This is a genomic window from Trinickia sp., from assembly GCF_051954495.1.
In the GTDB taxonomy this organism is placed as follows: Bacteria; Pseudomonadota; Gammaproteobacteria; order Burkholderiales; family Burkholderiaceae; genus Trinickia.
In genome coordinates, this window is the sequence record NZ_JBQCHR010000042.1 from 1 (window position 1) to 17,562 (window position 17,562).

Here is a 17,562-nt window from a genome sequence, read left to right on the forward strand (position 1 = left end):
ACGATTCGATTTTACGCTCGCCGCCTGACGATGGCGCGTGCCGCGAAGACCGGTGCGGATGCCGTCCAGCGAACCTGGCGAGCCTAGCGAGCCGCGAAGGCGAACCATCCCGCGCTGGCCGAAAGCCTGCGCGGCCGGCGATTGCCGGCGGGAACGGCGCGTTTGGCGCGTTCGAGCGCCGCGCGCCGAGCCGTCGTGCGGCGCAAGAGCCTACCGAGCAGCAGACGCCGGGCGCGCGTGCCCGTGCGCAGCGCCGCGACGACCGCGTGCAGCCAAGTGCGCAGCAGGCCGCCGCTTTCGGCGCCCGAGACCGGCGGCGCGTGACGCGGCGACAGACGGGCGCGCGCGGCATGGTGCCGCAGTGCGCGCATCGACGTCCGTCCGACTGAGCGAGCGGGACTGAGCGTCGTACGATTATGGCGAGAGGCGAGACGTTTATGCATGGCGAGGGGAAAGCGTTGATCGGCCCCGCGGCGAGAGCGGGGCGGCCACGTCGATGCAGCAAGCGTGCCAGCGGGTGCTAGGCGGGCGCGAGGCAACAGGCGCGGCGACAGCGAAAGCGGTAGGTAGGGCAACGGCGCGCCACGTGAAGCGCGACTGCAAGCGGCCGGTAAGCAGAATCGACATGCGAGGCAGCCTACACGCGAATCGTGACGCGTGTAAGTCGTGCGGACCCCTGATCGAGTTCGGTGCAGCGACGCACCGAACTCGACCGCCGTAAAATAAAACGTTTCCGCTCGGTGCGGCGCTTCAGCAAGGAAGGTTTCATGTCAGCACAATCGAAAAAAGAACAAGTGCAAGTCCTGCGCGAGTACGGCTTCGTCGTCGTGAAGGGATTGGTGTCGCCCGAGCGCTGCGCGGCGCTTAAAGCTGTTGCTTTGCAGCAATTAGGCGAAGCGGAGCAGCCGCTGGAATACGAGGCGGACTTGCGCTATCCGGGCGCGCCGGAATCCAAGCATGCTCCGGGGGGACACACGGTGCGGCGCTTGCTCGATGCGTATGCGCGCCATGCGCTGTTCGGGCAATGGGCGACGGCGCCCGAGATCCGGGGTTGGATGGAGCTGTATTTCGGTGAGCCGGCGCGGCTCTCGCGTGCGCATCACAACTGCATGATGACGAAACATCCCGCCTACGGAAGTTTGACCGGCTGGCACCGCGATGCGCGCTACTGGTCGTTCGAGCGCGACGATCTGGTGTCGAGCTGGCTCGCGCTCGGCAAGGAAACGGTCGACAACGGCGGACTGTGGTTCGTGCCCGGATCCCATACGATGACGTTTACGTCGGATCGATTCGACGGGCAGAAGTTTTTCCGCGCGGACATGCCCGAAAACGAGGCGTTGATCCGCACGGCCGTTTCGCCGGAACTCGAGGCCGGCGATGTCGTCTTCTTTCATTGCAACACGCTGCACTCGGCGGGGAAGAACGTGACGGACGACGTCAAGTTTTCGCTCGTGTTTACGTATCACGGCGCGAGCAACGTGCCCTTGCCGGGCACGCGCTCGGCGTCCAAACCCGAAGTGGCGCTTTGAGCGGGGGCGAGCGGTGAGTCGAGCACTCGCCATGCGCTCGTCGCGCCGCCGCTCAGCGTTTGCCGGCGGAGGACACCGTCAAACCGACGATGCCGGCCAGCGTTGCGACGACGCCGCCCGCGATGAGCCAAATGGTCTTGTTCGTGGGCGCGCCGGTGAATGCGCGCGACATGTCGTTGACGAACGAGTGGTACGACTGGCCGCCGAAATACAGCAGCACGACGCCGCCGGCGATCAACGCCGCGGAAATTGCTTTGATCATGGACTCTCCGATCGAGGGTTCGAGCACGCGGCAGTGTAGGAACTTGCCGCGCCAGTGTCCATCGGTTCGCACCCGTCGTTGCCGCGCGGCAGCGCGGGCGAGCGCCCTAAACGCCGTATTTGTACTCATCGAGGATCCTCATGGCCTACGAAGCAGCATCCAATCGCTACTCCGACATGCAATACCGCACGTGCGGCCGTTCGGGGCTCAAGCTGCCCGCGCTGTCGATCGGCTTGTGGCATAACTTCGGGGATACGACGCCCCTTTCGACGCAGCGCGACATCCTGCGCACCGCCTTCGATCTGGGCATTACCCACTTCGATCTGGCGAACAACTACGGGCCGCCCTACGGCAGCGCCGAAACCAATTTCGGCCGGCTGTTCAAGGACGACTTTCGGCCCTATCGGGACGAGCTGTTGATCTCGACCAAGGCCGGCTGGGACATGTGGCCTGGCCCGTACGGTCAAGGCGGCGGCTCGCGCAAATACGTCCTGGCGAGCCTCGATCAGAGCTTGCGGCGCATGGGTCTCGACTATGTCGATATCTTCTATTCGCACCGGTTCGACGCCGATACGCCGCTCGAGGAGACGGCGGCCGCGCTGGCGAGCGCGGTGCATCAGGGCAAAGCGCTCTACGTCGGCATTTCTTCGTATTCGGCCGCGAAGACGCGCGAGATGGTGTCGTTGCTGCGCGAGCACAAGGTGCCGCTCTTGATCCATCAGCCTTCGTACAACATGCTCAACCGCTGGATCGAGGGCGAACTGCTCGATGCACTCGGTGAAGTGGGCGCGGGCTGCATTGCGTTCACGCCGCTCGCGCAGGGGCTTCTCACGTCGAAATATCTGAACGGGGTGCCGGCCGACGCACGCATCAACAAGCCCGGCGGCGGTTCGCTCAATCAAAGCCACCTCAGCCCGGAAAACATCGAACACGTGCGAAAGCTCGACGCGATCGCGCAGCGGCGCGGGCAGAGTCTCGCGCAAATGGCCCTCGCGTGGGTGCTGCGCGATGCGCGCGTCACGTCGGCGCTCATCGGCGCGAGCCGGGCCGAGCAAGTGCGCGAGAACGTCGGCGCGCTGGCGAACCTCGCGTTTTCGAACGAGGAGATTGCCGAAATCGACCGCTACGCGACCGAGGGCGGCATCAATCTCTGGGAGAAGCCCTCCACTGATCAGCGTATCTGAGGCACGCGGGTTCGGCGCAAGCACGGCCTTGCGCCGGACGCTACATCAGCGCCGGCAGCCCTTCCACGAGCACGACCGCGAAGACGACGCCGATCAGCGCCCCGAGCACGCGAAGAACGTTGTGCAGGGAACGAGATGAGGTGGGCAGCGCGCCGAGGAACAGCGCGCCGGCGAGCGCCATCGGAATGATCAGGATGAAATCGCTGATAGTGAACGTCGTTGTCATGCTCGTCTCCTCCCGTTTTCACTACGGCGCAGCGCTGCAAGCGTGCGCACGCGTCAATCGAGTATAGGAAACGTGCGCGATTCCGATGAGGATACTTCGCCTTTGCGTGTTCGCCGAAGCGCGGCGAGAACGTCGCATAGCCGGCGAAGCGCTAGGCGAGGTCTCGCTCCCCGATACGTTCGCGGGCCGCGTTCCAGGGACGGTCTTTCGTCGGTCGCATAATCCCGAATGTGCGTCAGGGTTGCGGCGCCTGCGGCGGCGGTGAGCCGCTGGGCGCAGGCGTGCGATACGCCGTCGTGGCGCTGGGCTTGACGTAGTCGGGCCCGTGCGGGGCGCACGCCCCGAGCATCAGCACGAGCGCGATGCTGGCCGCGCATCGCTCGATCGAGTCGCGCGCATGCCGCTGCGCACGCTCACCGGACGTGCAACGTTGCGAAAATGGGTTCATCGTTCGATCTCCTCGGTACTGCCGCGACGCCTGCCGGCGTGCACGCAGGCTTGAGCGGTCCGCAAGCGGCATGCCGTAGGCACGGTGCGCATACGGCTTGCAGTTCGCGCATGCTGCATCGCAGCGGACCAGTTTGCCCGGTGCGCGCTATGCTTGGACTATAGCGCTCGCGCGCCCATGCCGCCGCGAGGTGCGCCGAGGGGCGGTTTCGCGGCTTGGGCGGCGCGGCGGGCAAGGCTGCGCGTGGCGCGTTGGATTGCGCGCGATGCGTCGTTAGTCAGTATGTTGTAAGGATGATCGTGGGAAATAGCGCCCAATAGGTCGTCACATTCAGCTTTTCTCGATGGCGCATTGCGTGAACAATCGAGGCAATACTCAATACCCTGGGGGGAATACATCATGCAAGTCGGTTCGATCGTCAGGTCCGTGCATATGGCCGTGCCTTCGGGCGCGCGCGGGATCGTCATGCGCATACTCGGCGATATGGCGATGGTCGTCTGGTACGCCGGGGAGCCCGGTGCGTCGCTGCAATTGAACACCGAGCCGTTCTTTCTCGAAGATCTGATCGATACGGGCGACCTCGTCGCGCGTCCGGCCGGCTCTCTCGTGCACTGACACGTCGCTTCGGCGTGATTTGACGGCGCTCGGAAGCCGGGCCGTGCGCCGATGGGGCACAATGCCGGCATGAACGAGCCTTTCTCCCCCGATTCCCCCGACGTGCGCGCCGATGCGGCTGCGCATCCCTTCACCCGGCTGACGCCGGAATGCGTGCTCGACGCGCTCGACAGCGTGCTGGCCGCGACCGGCGTGCGCACCGACGGGCGTCTATTGCCGCTCAACAGCTACGAAAACCGCGTCTACCAGGTCGGCGTCGAGGACGGCCCGCCCGTCGTCGCGAAGTTCTATCGCCCCGAGCGCTGGTCCGACGAAGCGATTCTCGAGGAACATGCGTTCGTCGAGGAACTCGTGCAGGCCGAGATCCCCGCTGTCGCGGCGCGCTTGATCGAGGGTCGCACGCTGCACGCATTCGATGGCTTTCGCTTCGCCGTGTTCGAGCGGCGCGGCGGGCGGGCGCCCGAACTCGACCGGCGCGACACGCTCGAATGGATGGGGCGCTTCATCGGCCGCATCCACGCGGTAGGCAAGCGCAAACCGTACGTGGCGCGACCTACGCTCGACATTGCAACCTTCGGCTATGAGCCCCGCGAATTCTTGCTGACGCGCGCGTTCATTCCGCCCGAATTGCACGCATCGTATGAAGCGGCGGCGAAGCTCGCGCTGGAAGGCGTCGAGCGTGCATTCGAGGCCGCCGGCGACGTCGCTCGCTTGCGGCTGCACGGCGATTGCCATGCGAGCAATGTGCTGTGGACCGATGCCGGGCCGCATTTCGTCGATTTCGACGACAGCCGTATGGGGCCGGCCATTCAGGATCTGTGGCTGCTGCTCCCAGGCGGCCGCGCCGACGCATCGCGCGCATTGACCGACTTGCTTGCCGGCTATGAGGATTTCTGCGAATTCGAGCCGCGCGAGCTGCACTTGATCGAGGCTTTGCGCACGCTGCGATTGATTCACTACGCGGCTTGGCTTGCGCGGCGCTGGGACGATCCCGCGTTCCCGGCTGCGTTTCCCTGGTTCAATACGCAACGATACTGGGAAGCGCGCGTGCTGGAGTTGCGCGAGCAAATCGGCGCGATGCAAGAAGGGCCGTTGTGGCCCGTGTAGCCCACGCTCGAGCGCGCCGCAAGGACGGTGCGCCGAAGGTCAGAACCGGAACATGAGCCGCATGACGGCGTGAAAGCGCCGTCCGTACGGCGGCAGCAGCAGCGGGCGTGCATTGAGACGCGGCTGAAAGAGCACGGGCTTCATCTTCGAGAACGTCTTGAAGCCGTCATAACCGTGATAGGCCCCGATGCCGCTCGCTCCGACACCCCCGAAAGGCAGGCCTTCGCAGGCGATCTGCAGCAGCGTCTCATTGACGGCTACGCCGCCTGACACGGTCTCGTGGAGCACGCGCTCGACGGTGACGCGCTCGTTGTCGAAGAGATAGAGCGCGAGCGGCCTCGGGCGGGCGTTCACATATCGTATGGCGTCGTCGATCGTGTCGTAAGGGACGATCGGCAGCAGCGGCCCGAAGATCTCCTCATGCATCAGGGCCGAATGCTCGGGGGCGTTCGTCACCGCGCAGGGCGGGAACTGCCGGCTCGATGCGTCGGGCTGCGCATCGCTCAACGGATGAACGGTGGCGCCGAGCGAGGCGGCCTCATCGGCGAGCGAGCGCATCCGCGCGAAATGACGATCCGATACGATCGTCGTGTAGTCGCGATTGCGCGTGAAGTCGGGATACAGCCGCGCCATGCAGGCACGCGCGCGTTCGACGAAAGCTTGCTCCTGGCCGCGTGGAACGAGGACATAGTCGGGTGCGATGCAGGTTTGGCCTGCGTTGAGCGTTTTGCCCGCCATGATGCTGTCGACTGCCGTTTCAAAGCGAGCATGCGGCCCGACGATGGCCGGCGATTTCCCGCCGAGCTCGAGTGTGACCGGCGTCAGGTTGGCCGCCGCCGCGCGCATGACTTCCCTGCCGACGCGCGTGGACCCGGTAAAGATCAGATGATCGAACGGCAGCGCGCAAAAGGCCGCGCCGACCGAGGCGTCGCCATTGACGACGGCCGCTTGCTCTTGGGCGAACGTACGGCCGATCAACTGCGCAAACAGCTCGCCCGTGCGCGGGGTGAGTTCGGACATCTTGATCATGGCGCGGTTGCCAGCCGCGAGCGCGCCGATGAGCGGGCCGACGGCCAGCAGAATCGGATAATTCCAAGGCGCGACGATGCCGACGACGCCGAGCGGCTGCGGTATGACCTTCGCCGTGGCGGGGCGCAGCCAGATCCCGGTCGCGCGCCGACGCGGGCGCATCCAGCGCTTGCCGTGCCTGAGCGCCGAATCGATCTCGCTTTTGACGAGCCAGAGCTCGGAGAGCAGCAGCTCGGCTTTCGACCGCCGGCCGAAATCGGCGTCGAGCGCATCGGCCAGCGCGTCCGCATGATCGAGCAACATCGTTCGCAGCGCGCGCAAATGCCCCGCGCGTTTTTCCCACGACGGGTACGGCTCGCGCGAATACGCCTCGCGTTGCGCCAGCAGCACCTCTTCGAGCGCGCTCGCGCCGGGCAAATCGTTCTTCATGCGGGTTTTCTCCTCTAGGCCTCGTGTGGGCGCGTGTTTCGTCCCGCACGGTGCGGCCAGTGCGGTGGCGGCGGGCGATACGAGTCGCCCGGCCGCTTCTCTCAAGCGTCGAATGCGCGCGCGATGATGGCGGCGTGATCGAAGGAAGTGGGCAGCGTGCCGTAGACGCGGCCGCTGGCGAGCCCGGCGCCCGCGTCCGCGTCCGTCAGGCGCGTCGCGATGAACGCTTGCGCGTGGTCGGCGGGGGCGGTGCGCAGCATCAACGCGGCCTGGGCGCACAGCACGAGCTGCTGCGCGAGCCTGCGGGCGAGCGCCTCGCGCACTTCGGGCGGGGAGGCGAGGGTGGCCTCGAGCGCGTCGAGCGCACGACCAAGCGGGGGGCTTGCTTGCGCATCGGCGCGCCACTTCGCAACGAGTGCGTGGGCGCCTTGCGGGTCCCGCTCGATGGCGCGTAGCACGTCGAGACACATGACATTGCCCGAGCCCTCCCAGATCGAATTGACGGGCGCTTCGCGATAGAAGCGCGCCATGGGACCTTCTTCGACATACCCGTTGCCGCCCCACACTTCCATCGCCTCGCCGGTGAACGCCAGCGCGCGCTTGCAGATCCAGAACTTGGCTGCCGGCGTGACGATGCGGCGCCAAGCGCGCTCCTCATCGCTTTCAGCGCCGCCTTCCCGTTCGGCCGCGAGGCGCGCGTCGAACGCGCGCGCGAGGCGCATGAACAGTACCGTCGCCGCTTCGGTTTCCAGCGCTAGGTCGGCCAGCACGTTGCGCATGAGCGGTTGATCGACGAGCGGCCGCGAGAAGGCGACGCGGTGGCGTGCATGGTGAATCGCCTGCACGAGCGCCGCGCGCATGAGCGCGGCGCTGCCGATCACGCAGTCCAGCCGCGTGTAGTTCGCCATCTCGATGATGGTCGGCACGCCGCGGCCTTCGTCGCCGATCATGATGCCGTAGGCGTCGGCGAATTCGACCTCGCTGCTCGCGTTCGAGCGATTGCCGAGCTTGTCTTTGAGGCGCTGGACGCGAATGGCGTTACGCACGCCGTCCGGCGTGTAGCGCGGGACGTAGAAGCACGACAGCGGCGCATCGGCGCTCGTGCGCGCGAGCACGAGGTGAGCGTCGCATTGCGGCGCGGAGAAGAACCATTTATGGCCGACTAGCCGGTATTCGCCGGCGCGCCCAGACTGCGCGCCCAGCGGCGCCGCGCGCGTTTGATTCGTGCGCACATCCGAGCCGCCTTGCTTTTCGGTCATGCCCATGCCGATCATCATCGAGCGCTTGGCCGGCAGCGGCGCGTCGCTCGAGTCGTGTTCGCGGGAATAGAGTTTGTCCGCGATCTGGGCGAACAGCGCCGTCTCACGCCGCAATACAGGGATGCTCGCGAAGGTCATCGTCAGCGGACACAGCGAGCCCGATTCGAGTTGAGCGTGAAGAAAGTAGCCGGCGCACCGCGCGGCCATGGCCCCGGCGCGCGGGGTGTCGAACGGCAGCGCGTGAAGCCCTTCTTGGCGCAACAGCGCGAGCAGCCGATGCCAGCTCGGATGAAATTCGAGCGTATCGATGCGCTCGCCACGCGGGCTGAACGTGAACAGCTCCGGCGCATGCCGGTTCGCCAGCCCCGCGAGCGCGATGATGTCGGGTGTGCCGAGCATGGCGCCGTCGCGCGCGAGCGCCGATGCATGCCATCGAGCCTCTTCGCGTTCGACGGCCGCCGTCAATGTCGGGTCGCTTTCGAAGAGGTTGTAATGCTCGAGCGGGGGCACTTGGTTCGTGACTTCGTGCGTGGCCGGCGGGGCCTGCGGTTCCAGCATGAGCGTGTCTCCTGTGGGATACGGCGGCCGTTTCGTGCGGCGATTCGTTCGATACCGGGGCGCAAGCCGCGTGGGGCAGGCGGTACGCGCGGCATCGGCGTTTGAACCGCGCAGGCAAAGGCCGCGCGCGCATGCGCGCTGCCTTCAATAATAGATTCGCGCGGGCCCTGCCGTTTAGAGGAATCGCTCTCCCATGGGCATGCGGCGCCGGCCGCCACCCTTCTACAATGCGCGAATGCACGATAAGAGCCGACATCGGCCGCAGTCGCCGAATTGGCCGCGCGCTCGCCAGGCCGGCGCGCACAGGAGGAGCGGATGCAATACGACTACATCATCGTCGGCGGCGGTTCGGGCGGCGCCGCGCTCGCGGCGCGGCTTGCGCAGCGGCGTCCCGATGCGACGATCGCGCTGATCGAAGCCGGGCCCCATACGGCGCGCAACTGGCTCGTCAATACGCCGCTTGGCCTTGCTGCGCTCGTGCCGTTCAAACTGCGGACGAATTACGGCTATCGCACGGCGCCGCAGCCCGGTTTGGCGGGCCGCCGCGGCTACCAGCCGCGCGGGCGAGGGCTCGGCGGATCGAGCGCGATCAACGCGATGGTCTACACACGCGGCCACCGGCTCGATTACGACGAATGGGGCGATCTGGGCTGCACGGGATGGCGTTGGGCGGACGTATTGCCGTACTTTCTTCGTTCAGAAGACAACGCGCGCGGCGAAAACGAATGGCACGGGGCGGGCGGGCCGCTCACCGTCTCCGACTTGCGCTTTCGCAATCCCTTCTCGGCGCGCTTCGTGGCCGCCGCAATGGAGGCCGGCTTCCGCGCGAACGACGATTTCAACGGTGAGGAACAAGAGGGCGTCGGCTTTTATCAAGTCACCCAGCGCGATGGGCGGCGCTGCAGCGTGGCGCGCGCTTACCTCTATGAGCGCCGCGGCGAATCCGCCGGCCCGCCCGCGAACGTCGACTTGATCGTCGGCGCGTGCGCGCTGCGCGTGCTGTTCAACGGGGAACGTCGTGCGACCGGCATCGAGATCATGCGTGCGGGCCGGATTGCGGCGCTGACCGCACGTGCCGAAGTGATTCTCGCGGCGGGCGCGTTCGGCTCGCCGCAATTGCTGATGTGCTCGGGCATCGGCCCGCGCGAAACGCTGCGCGCGTTCGGCATCCCGATCGTGCACGAGGCGCCGAACGTAGGCGCCAATCTCATCGATCATGTCGACTTCACGCTGAACGTGCGCGTCGCGTCGACCGAGCCCGTCGGCTATTCGCTACGGGGCTTCGCCAAGCTGGCCGCGCAACTGCCCGCCTATCTGCGCACAGGGGACGGCATGTGGTCGAGCAATGTCGCCGAGGCCGGCGGTTTCGTCAAAACCGACCCGTCGCTCGACCGTCCCGATCTGCAATTGCATTTTTGCGCCGCGCTCGTCGACGACCACAGCCGAAAGCTGCATTGGGGCCATGGCTACTCGATCCACGTTTGCGTGCTGCGGCCCAAGAGCCGCGGTGTCGTTTCCTTGGTAAGTGCCGATGCGCGCGTGGCGCCGCGTATCGATCCGCGGTTCTTATCCGACCCATATGACGCCGACACCCTGCTCGCGGGCGTGCGCATTGCGCAGCGGATCGCTGCGGCGCCGTCGCTGGCCGATTCCGGCGGCCGTACGATGTACGTGCCGCCGCACGCGAGCGACGATCAACTGCGAGAAGTCATTGCGCGTCACGCCGACACGATCTACCACCCGGTCGGCACCTGTCGCATGGGCGGCGACGTGCGCGCCGTCGTCGATACGGAACTGCGCGTGCGCGGCGTCGCGGGCCTGCGTGTGGTCGATGCCTCGGTGATGCCGACGTTGATCGGCGGCAATACCAACGCGCCGACGGTCATGATCGCGGAGCGCGCCGCCGATTTCATCGCACCGTCGCTTGCCGTGGGTCAGGGCTCGCCCGACACGTCGCTCGCGTTGTCCGAGCGCGTGTAGACGAAGTCGTCGCCCGGCTGCCCGGGCAGCGTCTCTCGCGCCACCTCCAGCCAAGCGCGGGCGGCGTGAGAGAGATAGCCGCTTTTGCGCCAGGCAATCGCCATTTCCCAGCGGATTTCGGGCTCGACCAGGGGCCGGCAGGTGAAGTGCGCCGGATCGAGCCGCCGGCAGTACGGCGCGGGAAGCAGCGCGATGCCGACACCCGAGTGCACGAGCGCGGCCATGAAATCCCAATGACTGCTGCGCGAAACGATCTGCGGCGCAAAACCCGCGTCGCGGCATGCGCGCGTGACGACGTCGTTCAGCGCCAGGCTCTCGCCGTAAAACACGAACGGCTCGGAGGCGAGATCGGCCAGGCGCACGGCGTCGAGCGCGTCGAACCGCGAGCCGTGGCGCGCGACGACCCACAGCAATTGAAGCGACATCGGCAGCACGTCGAACATCTGCGCATCGACAGGCAACAGCACGCCGCCGAATTCCAATTCCCCGGCTACGAGCGCGGCTTCGATCGCCCGCGAGCCTTGCTCGAACAGTTTGAGCTCAACCTTCGGATAGCGGCGCCGGAACGCCGCGATCACCGGCGTGAACAGCGAGCCGCCCATCGGCGGGATGCCGATCGTCAACACGCCCCGACCGAGCGTGCCGACATCGTCCAATTCCGCTTGGAGCTGGGCGTACGCGGCCAGGACATCCTGCCCGCGCTGAAAGACGATGCGCCCCTCGTCGGTCAGCACCATCTGGCGGCCGTCGCGCAGCAGCAGCGGCGCACCGATCTCTTCCTCGAGCGCTTTGACCATCTTGCTGATGGTGGGCTGCGTGACGAACATGCGCTCGGCGGCCAACGTGAAGCTTTGCTGGCGGACGACTTCGACGAAATAGCGCAGCGCGCGTAGCTCCATGGCGGCTCTTCTCCTCTAGTTCCAAATTGGAATGCCGGAGATGAGTTTAAGTCATTTTATTTATGAGATCGTGACTCTTACAATTTGGTCATGAAGTCAATAGGGAGTTTTGCCATGACGACGAAGGCGATCGAACACGTGGGCGCGCTGGCCCGCATCGCGGGGCAAAGCGCGTTGTTGGCCGCGCTGTGGTTCGCGGCCGACTTCGCGGCGCGCCATCTGGATCTGCCCGTGCCGGGCAGCGTAATCGGGCTCGCGGCATTGCTCGTCCTGCTTCTGACGGGCGGCGTCGCACCGCGCTGGGTCAAGGCGGGGGCCGACTGGCTGCTCTCGGACATGTTGCTGTTCTTCGTTCCGGCGGCCGTCGCCGTCGTTCAGTACGGCGGCTTGTTCAAGTCCGACGGATGGCGTCTTGCGCTCGTCGTCGTGGGCGGGACGTTGATGGTGATGGTTGCGGTCGCATTCACCGTCGATCAGGCCGCGCGGTTCGAGCGCGTCCTTGCTACGCGGCGCGCACGCGCAGCGCGCTTCGTCCCGGTGCGATAAGGGCGATGGGCACACGGTCGATGCGTTCCGCGATGCGAAGGGTGCGAAAGGTGAGAGCGGGCCGCTTCGTGCGGCCGCCGGTGTCTTAACGAGGGTGTGTCGATGTCGATTTCGTCAGTGTTGTCAGGGTCCTTGGCCGAAGCTCGACCGCAATTCGTGGCCGCAGCCTGCTTCGTCCTGACGATCGTCTTCTATGCGCTCGGCAAGCGCCTATACGCGCGTTTCAGGCGGCCGTGGCTGACCCCGCTCGTGATCGTGCCCGCGATGCTGGCGGCGGTGGTGCTCGCCATGCACATTCCCTATTCCGTCTACTTCGCCGATACCCGTTGGCTGATGTGGCTGCTCGGGCCCGCCACCGTGGCGTTCGCCGTGCCGATCTACGAGTACCGGGATTTGATGCGGCGGCATTGGATTTCGCTCGCAGCCGGCGTGACGGTCGGCATCGTCGTGGCCGTCGCCGGATCGCTCGCGCTGGCCAAGCTGTTGCACCTCGCGCCCGATGTCGCGCGCAGCCTCATGACGCGTTCGGTATCCACGCCTTTCGCGTTGGCCGTATCCGACCAGATTCACGCGCCGAAGCAATTGACGGCGTTGTTCGTCATCGCCACAGGCGTATGCGGCATGCTGCTCGGCGAGCTCGTCCTCGCGATTCTGCCGTTGCGCAGCCGGCTGGCGCGCGGCGCGATGTTCGGGGCGGCCGCGCATGGCGTGGGGACGGTCAAGGCCCGCGAGCTCGGCAGCGAAGAAGGCGTCGTCGCGAGTCTCACGATGATGATCGCAGGCGTCGTCATGGTGCTGCTCGCGCCGCTGCTGGGCTCGGTATTCGGGTAAATCGGCCCGGCTTCCGTCCCCCTCGCCGTCATGCGCATTGATGCTACAATGCCCCCCACTTCCGAGGAGCGTTGCGACGGGGTCACCCGCCAGGCTCGGAATTCAATTGGACTGCATGCCGCCGCGGCTCATCGCGCGGGCGTGCCGGCTCCATCGAACGGCGCTCACGTCTATTTTTTCTAGAACTCATTAGAAAAGGAGGGCGTGATGAACGCCGCAGTTATCGATTCGAAGCAAAACCAAGATTTCGTCGTCGCCGACCTGTCGCTGGCCGATTGGGGCCGCAAGGAACTGACGATCGCCGAGACCGAAATGCCCGGTCTCATGCAAATCCGCGAAGAATACAAGGCCGCGCAGCCGCTCAAGGGCGCGCGCATCGCGGGCTCGCTGCACATGACGATCCAAACGGGCGTGCTGATCGAGACGCTCCAAGCGCTCGGCGCCGAAGTGCGCTGGGCCTCGTGCAACATCTTTTCCACGCAAGATCACGCCGCGGCCGCCATTGCCAAGAAGGGCACGCCGGTATTCGCGTTCAAGGGCGAATCGCTCGACGAATACTGGGAATTTTCGCACCGCATTTTCGAATGGCCGAACGGCGAGTTCGCCAACATGATTCTCGATGACGGCGGCGATGCGACGCTGCTCCTGATCCTCGGCTCGAAAGCCGAAAAGGATCGCTCGGTCATCGCCAAGCCGACGAACGAAGAAGAAGTCGCGCTGTTCAAGTCGATCGAACGTCATCTCGGGATCGACCCGACCTGGTATTCGAAGCGTCTCGCGCAGGTGAAGGGCGTGACCGAGGAAACGACCACGGGCGTGCACCGCCTTTATCAAATGGAAAAGGACGGCCGCCTGCCGTTCCCGGCCATCAACGTCAACGATTCGGTCACGAAATCGAAGTTCGACAATCTGTACGGCTGCCGCGAGTCGCTCGTCGACGGCATCAAGCGCGCGACCGACGTCATGATCGCGGGCAAGGTCGCGGTCGTGGCCGGCTACGGCGACGTGGGCAAGGGCTGCGCGCAATCGCTGCGCGGGCTCGGCGCGACGGTGTGGGTCACCGAAATCGATCCGATCTGCGCGCTGCAAGCCGCGATGGAAGGCTACCGCGTCGTGACGATGGAATACGCGGCCGACAAGGCCGACATCTTCGTGACGGCCACGGGCAACTACCACGTGATCAACCACGATCATATGAAGGCGATGCGCCACAACGCGATCGTCTGCAACATCGGTCACTTCGATTCCGAAATCGACGTCGCCTCGACGCGCCAGTACACGTGGGAAAACATCAAGCCCCAGGTCGACCACATCATCTTCCCCGACGGCAAGCGCGTGATCTTGCTGGCTGAAGGCCGCCTCGTGAATCTCGGCTGCGCCACGGGCCACCCCTCGTTCGTCATGTCGAACTCGTTCGCCAACCAGACGCTCGCGCAAATCGAGCTGTTCACGCGCGGCGGCGAGTACGAGAACAAGGTGTACGTGCTGCCTAAGCATCTCGACGAAAAGGTCGCGCGTTTGCACCTCGCGCGCATCGGCGCGAATCTGACCGTGTTGTCGGACGCGCAGGCGAGCTACATCGGCGTCGAGAAGACGGGGCCGTTCAAGCCGAATCACTATCGCTATTGATCGGCATCGAACCGTCGCGGCGCCCGCCTGTTCGTCGCCGCGACGGTACTGAGCGACCACAACCGACCACAACCGACCACCACGCCGAAGGAATTGCCATGACCGTGCTGCTGACCTGGGTGATCAACGCGCTCGCACTGCTCATCATCACCTACCTCGTGCCGTCGATTCACATTCGCAGCTTCGGCACCGCGCTCATCATCGCGCTCGTGCTCGGGCTCATCAACGCGGTCCTGCGGCCCGTGCTGATTCTGCTCACGCTACCCGTCACGATCGTCACGCTCGGGGTGTTCATCCTCGTCGTCAACGCGTTGTGCTTCTGGCTGGCGGCTTCGCTGCTGAAGGGCTTCGAGGTATCGGGATTCTGGTCGGCGTTCTTCGGTTCGATCTTGTACAGCATCGTGTCGTGGCTGCTGTCGGCGCTGATCTTCGGCAATCGCAGCTTCGGCTGATCGCGTGCCGGCATCGTCAAGCATTTACCGCATCGAGCGGACCATGAATCCCATCGAAATCTCATTCGAATTTTTCCCGCCGAAGACGCCCGAGGGCGTCGAAAAGCTGCGCGCGACGCGCGCGCAATTGGGGCTGCTCAGGCCCAAGTTCGTCTCGGTCACGTTCGGCGCCGGCGGTTCCACGCAGCAAGGCACGCTCGATACGGTGCTCGACATGGCGAAGGAAGGGCTCGAGGCCGCGCCGCACTTGTCGTGCATCGGTTCGTCGAAGGAAAGCCTGCGCGCCATTCTCGAGCGCTATCGCGCTCACGGCATTCGCCACATCGTCGCGTTGCGCGGCGATCTGCCTTCGGGCATGGGCGAAGTCGGCGAATTGCGGTACGCGTCCGAACTCGTGTCGTTCATTCGCGCCGAATACGGCGACTGGTTTCGCATCGAAGTCGCGGCCTACCCCGAGTACCATCCGCAAGCACGCTCGCCGCGGCACGATCTCGAGAATTTCGCCCGCAAGGTCAAAGCCGGCGCGAATGCGGCCATCACGCAGTACTTCTTCAATGCCGACGCCTACTTTCGCTTCGTCGAGGACGCCCGCAAGCTCGGCGTCGACGTGCCGATCGTACCGGGCATCATGCCGATCACGAACTACTCTCAGCTGATGCGGTTCTCGGAGATGTGCGGCGCCGAAGTGCCGCGCTGGGTGGCCAAGCGCCTCGAGAGCTTCGGCGACGACAAGGAAGCGATCCGCGCCTTCGGGCTGGACGTCGTCACGCAGCTCTGCGAACGGCTCGTCAAGGAAGGGGCGCCGGGGCTGCATTTCTATACGCTCAATGCGGCCACGGCGACCAAGGCTGTCTGCGAGCGGCTGGGCTACGGCCGCCGCGGTTAAGAAGCAAAACGGGAAGCGGCTCAGTAACCGAGCGCTTCCCCGGCCGGACGACGCTCGTCGTTCGCGCCGTAGAAATACCCCACGCGCACTTTGCCGCCCACCGACGCATCGTTCCCCGAACTCTGCGACGCATCGGCCGCCACGCCCGGCAACCCTACTTCGATCAATTCAGTCGCCCCCCACGGCGTTTGCTGAACCATCTTGTAGCCTTCGTCCTTCAGGATCTTCAGCGTGTCGGCGGACAACCCGTACGGCTCGTAATAGACGACGTCGGGCAGCCACTGCTCGTGAATGCGAGCGGCATCCACGGCTTCCTGCGGTTCCATGCCGTAATCGATGATGTCGATGGCGGTTTCTAGCGTCGTCGTGATGATGCGCGAGCCGCCCGGCGAGCCGACCACGAGAAAGACCTTGCCGTCCTTCGTCACGATCGTCGGCGCCATCGACGACAACGGCCGCTTGCCCGGAGCGATCGCATTGTTCGGGCCCTGCACGAGGCCGAACATGTTTTGCGCGCCGACCTTCGTGGTGAAGTCGTCCATTTCGTCGTTGAGGAAGAAGCCTGTTCCCGGGGCCATGACGACGGCGCCGAAGCGGCCATTGATCGTGTATGTGGTCGAAACGGCGTTGCCTTCTTTGTCGACGATCGAGTAGTGCGTGGTTTCCTTCTTCTCCGGCAGCGAAGCGGCGTCGGCCAGGGACATCGACGGCGTCGCTTTGTCAGGACTGATCGAGGCGCGGATCTGCGCCGCATACGATTTGCTCAGCAGTTGATCGAGCGGGTTGTTCACGAACGCCGGATCGCCGAGCTTGGTGTTGCGATCGGCGTAAGCGTGGCGCATCGCCTCCGACAGGTAATGCACGGCCTGCGCCGAGTGCCAGCCGAAGCCCTTCAGGTCGTAGCCTTCGACCGTATTCAGGATTTCGCACATCGTCGTGCCGCCCGAACTCGGCGGCGGGGCGGAGATGAACGTGTAGCCGTGGTAGTCGCAGGTCACGGGCGTCATCTCGGTGGCGCGATAGTTCGCGAAGTCCGCGGCGGTTAGCAGACCCCCGCCGGCTTTCGAGGCCGCTTCAATCGATTGGGGAATCTTGCCTTTGTAGAAAGCGTCGGGCCCGTGCTTGGCGATGGCTTCGAGCGTATTGGCCAACTCCTTCTGCACGAGACGGTCGCCCGGTTGCAGCGGGGTGCCGTCTTTGCGCAGGAAGATGCTGGCGATGTGCGGGTCTTCCTTGAAGCGCTTGACCGTGGTGTCGAGAATGTCGGTGTCCGCGCGCGTGAGCACGAACCCTTGGCGGGCGAGGCGGATGGCCGGGGCCATGACCTGCGCGCGCGTGAGCTTGCCGTATTTGCGCTCCGCCATGTCGAGCCCCATCACGGTGCCGGGCACGCCCACGGCGCCATAGCCGAACAGGCTCGCGCCTTTTTTGACGTTGCCCTGGGCATCGAGATACATGTCCGCGGTGGCGGCCGCGGGAGCCGTTTCGCGGAAATTGATGAACGTATCCTTGCCGTCCGCGAGATGCAGCGTCATGAAGCCGCCGCCGCCGATGTTGCCGCAGCACGGGTTGACGACGGCCTGCGCGTAGCCGACGGCGACGGCCGCGTCGATCGCGTTGCCGCCCATCTTCAGAATGTCGACGCCCACTTGCGAGGCGAGGTGCTGAGAGGTGACGACCATGCCGTTGGCCG

At 65.4% G+C, this 17,562-nt stretch carries 18 protein-coding genes and 1 riboswitch; of the genes, 10 read left to right on the forward strand and 8 right to left on the reverse strand.

All coding sequences use genetic code 11. From position 1 onward, the window contains the following. Positions 1 to 83: 83 nt before the first annotated feature. The gene (locus ACTHNR_RS07140) at positions 84 to 371 is read right to left on the reverse strand and encodes a hypothetical protein (RefSeq protein WP_440546871.1); all 288 of its coding nucleotides are present in this window, start codon (positions 369 to 371) and stop codon (positions 84 to 86) included. A 396-nt stretch (positions 372 to 767) separates the two neighbouring features. Here ACTHNR_RS07140 and ACTHNR_RS07145 point away from each other — a divergent pair, with 396 nt between their 5' ends. Next, positions 768 to 1,529 (forward strand): phytanoyl-CoA dioxygenase family protein, encoded by a 762-nt coding sequence (locus tag ACTHNR_RS07145; protein WP_440546872.1) that lies wholly within the window; start codon positions 768 to 770, stop codon positions 1,527 to 1,529. 52 nt (positions 1,530 to 1,581) lie between these two features. On the opposite strand, the gene ACTHNR_RS07150 is transcribed toward ACTHNR_RS07145, so the two are convergent. Further along, positions 1,582 to 1,791: a DUF3185 family protein gene (locus ACTHNR_RS07150; RefSeq protein WP_440546873.1), complete on the reverse strand. Its 210-nt coding sequence runs from the start codon at positions 1,789 to 1,791 to the stop codon at positions 1,582 to 1,584. A gap of 140 nt (positions 1,792 to 1,931) precedes the next feature. Between ACTHNR_RS07150 and mgrA the strand changes: the two genes are divergently transcribed. Beyond that, entirely contained in the window at positions 1,932 to 2,975 is a 1,044-nt protein-coding gene (gene mgrA / locus ACTHNR_RS07155; protein ID WP_440546874.1) for an L-glyceraldehyde 3-phosphate reductase, read from the forward strand. A 40-nt stretch (positions 2,976 to 3,015) separates the two neighbouring features. Here mgrA and ACTHNR_RS07160 read toward each other — a convergent pair whose 3' ends face one another. Together ACTHNR_RS07160 and ACTHNR_RS07165 are read right to left on the reverse strand one after the other, a co-directional pair. Beyond that, the gene (locus tag ACTHNR_RS07160; RefSeq protein ID WP_440546875.1) at positions 3,016 to 3,201 is read right to left on the reverse strand and encodes a hypothetical protein; all 186 of its coding nucleotides are present in this window, start codon (positions 3,199 to 3,201) and stop codon (positions 3,016 to 3,018) included. 235 nt (positions 3,202 to 3,436) lie between these two features. Then, positions 3,437 to 3,649, reverse strand: a complete 213-nt coding sequence (locus ACTHNR_RS07165) for a hypothetical protein (protein ID WP_440546876.1) — start codon at positions 3,647 to 3,649, stop codon at positions 3,437 to 3,439. A gap of 399 nt (positions 3,650 to 4,048) precedes the next feature. On the opposite strand from ACTHNR_RS07165, the gene ACTHNR_RS07170 reads away from it, so the two are divergent. Both ACTHNR_RS07170 and ACTHNR_RS07175 read left to right on the forward strand, forming a co-directional pair. Further along, entirely contained in the window at positions 4,049 to 4,264 is a 216-nt protein-coding gene (locus tag ACTHNR_RS07170; protein ID WP_440546877.1) for a hypothetical protein, read from the forward strand. A gap of 69 nt (positions 4,265 to 4,333) precedes the next feature. Then, positions 4,334 to 5,371 carry a serine/threonine protein kinase gene (locus tag ACTHNR_RS07175; RefSeq protein WP_440546878.1) on the forward strand — a complete coding sequence of 346 codons (1,038 nt, stop codon included), beginning with the start codon at positions 4,334 to 4,336 and terminating at the stop codon, positions 5,369 to 5,371. Between the two features lie 39 nt (positions 5,372 to 5,410). Here ACTHNR_RS07175 and ACTHNR_RS07180 read toward each other — a convergent pair whose 3' ends face one another. Together ACTHNR_RS07180 and ACTHNR_RS07185 are read right to left on the reverse strand one after the other, a co-directional pair. Further along, a complete protein-coding gene (locus tag ACTHNR_RS07180) occupies positions 5,411 to 6,829 on the reverse strand; it encodes a coniferyl aldehyde dehydrogenase (RefSeq protein WP_440546879.1) in 1,419 nt (472 codons plus the stop codon). 101 nt (positions 6,830 to 6,930) lie between these two features. Then, positions 6,931 to 8,646, reverse strand: coding sequence for an isovaleryl-CoA dehydrogenase (locus ACTHNR_RS07185; protein ID WP_440546880.1), 1,716 nt, complete (start codon positions 8,644 to 8,646; stop codon positions 6,931 to 6,933). Positions 8,647 to 8,961: 315 nt separating this feature from the next. Here ACTHNR_RS07185 and ACTHNR_RS07190 point away from each other — a divergent pair, with 315 nt between their 5' ends. Then, positions 8,962 to 10,626: a GMC family oxidoreductase gene (locus tag ACTHNR_RS07190; protein ID WP_440546881.1), complete on the forward strand. Its 1,665-nt coding sequence runs from the start codon at positions 8,962 to 8,964 to the stop codon at positions 10,624 to 10,626. Here ACTHNR_RS07190 and ACTHNR_RS07195 read toward each other — a convergent pair. Next, positions 10,581 to 11,525, reverse strand: coding sequence for a LysR substrate-binding domain-containing protein (locus tag ACTHNR_RS07195; RefSeq protein WP_440546882.1), 945 nt, complete (start codon positions 11,523 to 11,525; stop codon positions 10,581 to 10,583). The genes ACTHNR_RS07190 and ACTHNR_RS07195 overlap by 46 nt on opposite strands. Positions 11,526 to 11,639: 114 nt before the next feature. Here ACTHNR_RS07195 and ACTHNR_RS07200 point away from each other — a divergent pair, with 114 nt between their 5' ends. The 5 genes from ACTHNR_RS07200 to metF all read left to right on the forward strand — a co-directional run bounded on the left by ACTHNR_RS07200 (position 11,640) and on the right by metF (position 15,869). Next, positions 11,640 to 12,071 carry a CidA/LrgA family protein gene (locus ACTHNR_RS07200; protein WP_440546883.1) on the forward strand — a complete coding sequence of 144 codons (432 nt, stop codon included), beginning with the start codon at positions 11,640 to 11,642 and terminating at the stop codon, positions 12,069 to 12,071. Positions 12,072 to 12,173: 102 nt separating this feature from the next. Further along, positions 12,174 to 12,902, forward strand: coding sequence for an LrgB family protein (locus tag ACTHNR_RS07205; protein ID WP_440546884.1), 729 nt, complete (start codon positions 12,174 to 12,176; stop codon positions 12,900 to 12,902). A 57-nt stretch (positions 12,903 to 12,959) separates the two neighbouring features. Further along, positions 12,960 to 13,075, forward strand: a riboswitch (S-adenosyl-L-homocysteine riboswitch). Between the two features lie 34 nt (positions 13,076 to 13,109). Beyond that, positions 13,110 to 14,531, forward strand: coding sequence for an adenosylhomocysteinase (gene ahcY, locus ACTHNR_RS07210; RefSeq protein ID WP_440546885.1), 1,422 nt, complete (start codon positions 13,110 to 13,112; stop codon positions 14,529 to 14,531). Between the two features lie 98 nt (positions 14,532 to 14,629). After that, a complete protein-coding gene (locus tag ACTHNR_RS07215; protein WP_440546886.1) occupies positions 14,630 to 14,983 on the forward strand; it encodes a phage holin family protein in 354 nt (117 codons plus the stop codon). Positions 14,984 to 15,026: 43 nt separating this feature from the next. Next, the gene (metF, locus tag ACTHNR_RS07220; RefSeq protein WP_440546887.1) at positions 15,027 to 15,869 is read left to right on the forward strand and encodes a methylenetetrahydrofolate reductase [NAD(P)H]; all 843 of its coding nucleotides are present in this window, start codon (positions 15,027 to 15,029) and stop codon (positions 15,867 to 15,869) included. 20 nt (positions 15,870 to 15,889) lie between these two features. Here the strand turns inward: metF and ggt are convergent, their stop codons facing one another. Next, positions 15,890 to 17,551, reverse strand: a complete 1,662-nt coding sequence (ggt, locus tag ACTHNR_RS07225; RefSeq protein WP_440546896.1) for a gamma-glutamyltransferase — start codon at positions 17,549 to 17,551, stop codon at positions 15,890 to 15,892. Between the last annotated feature and the right edge of the window lie 11 nt (positions 17,552 to 17,562).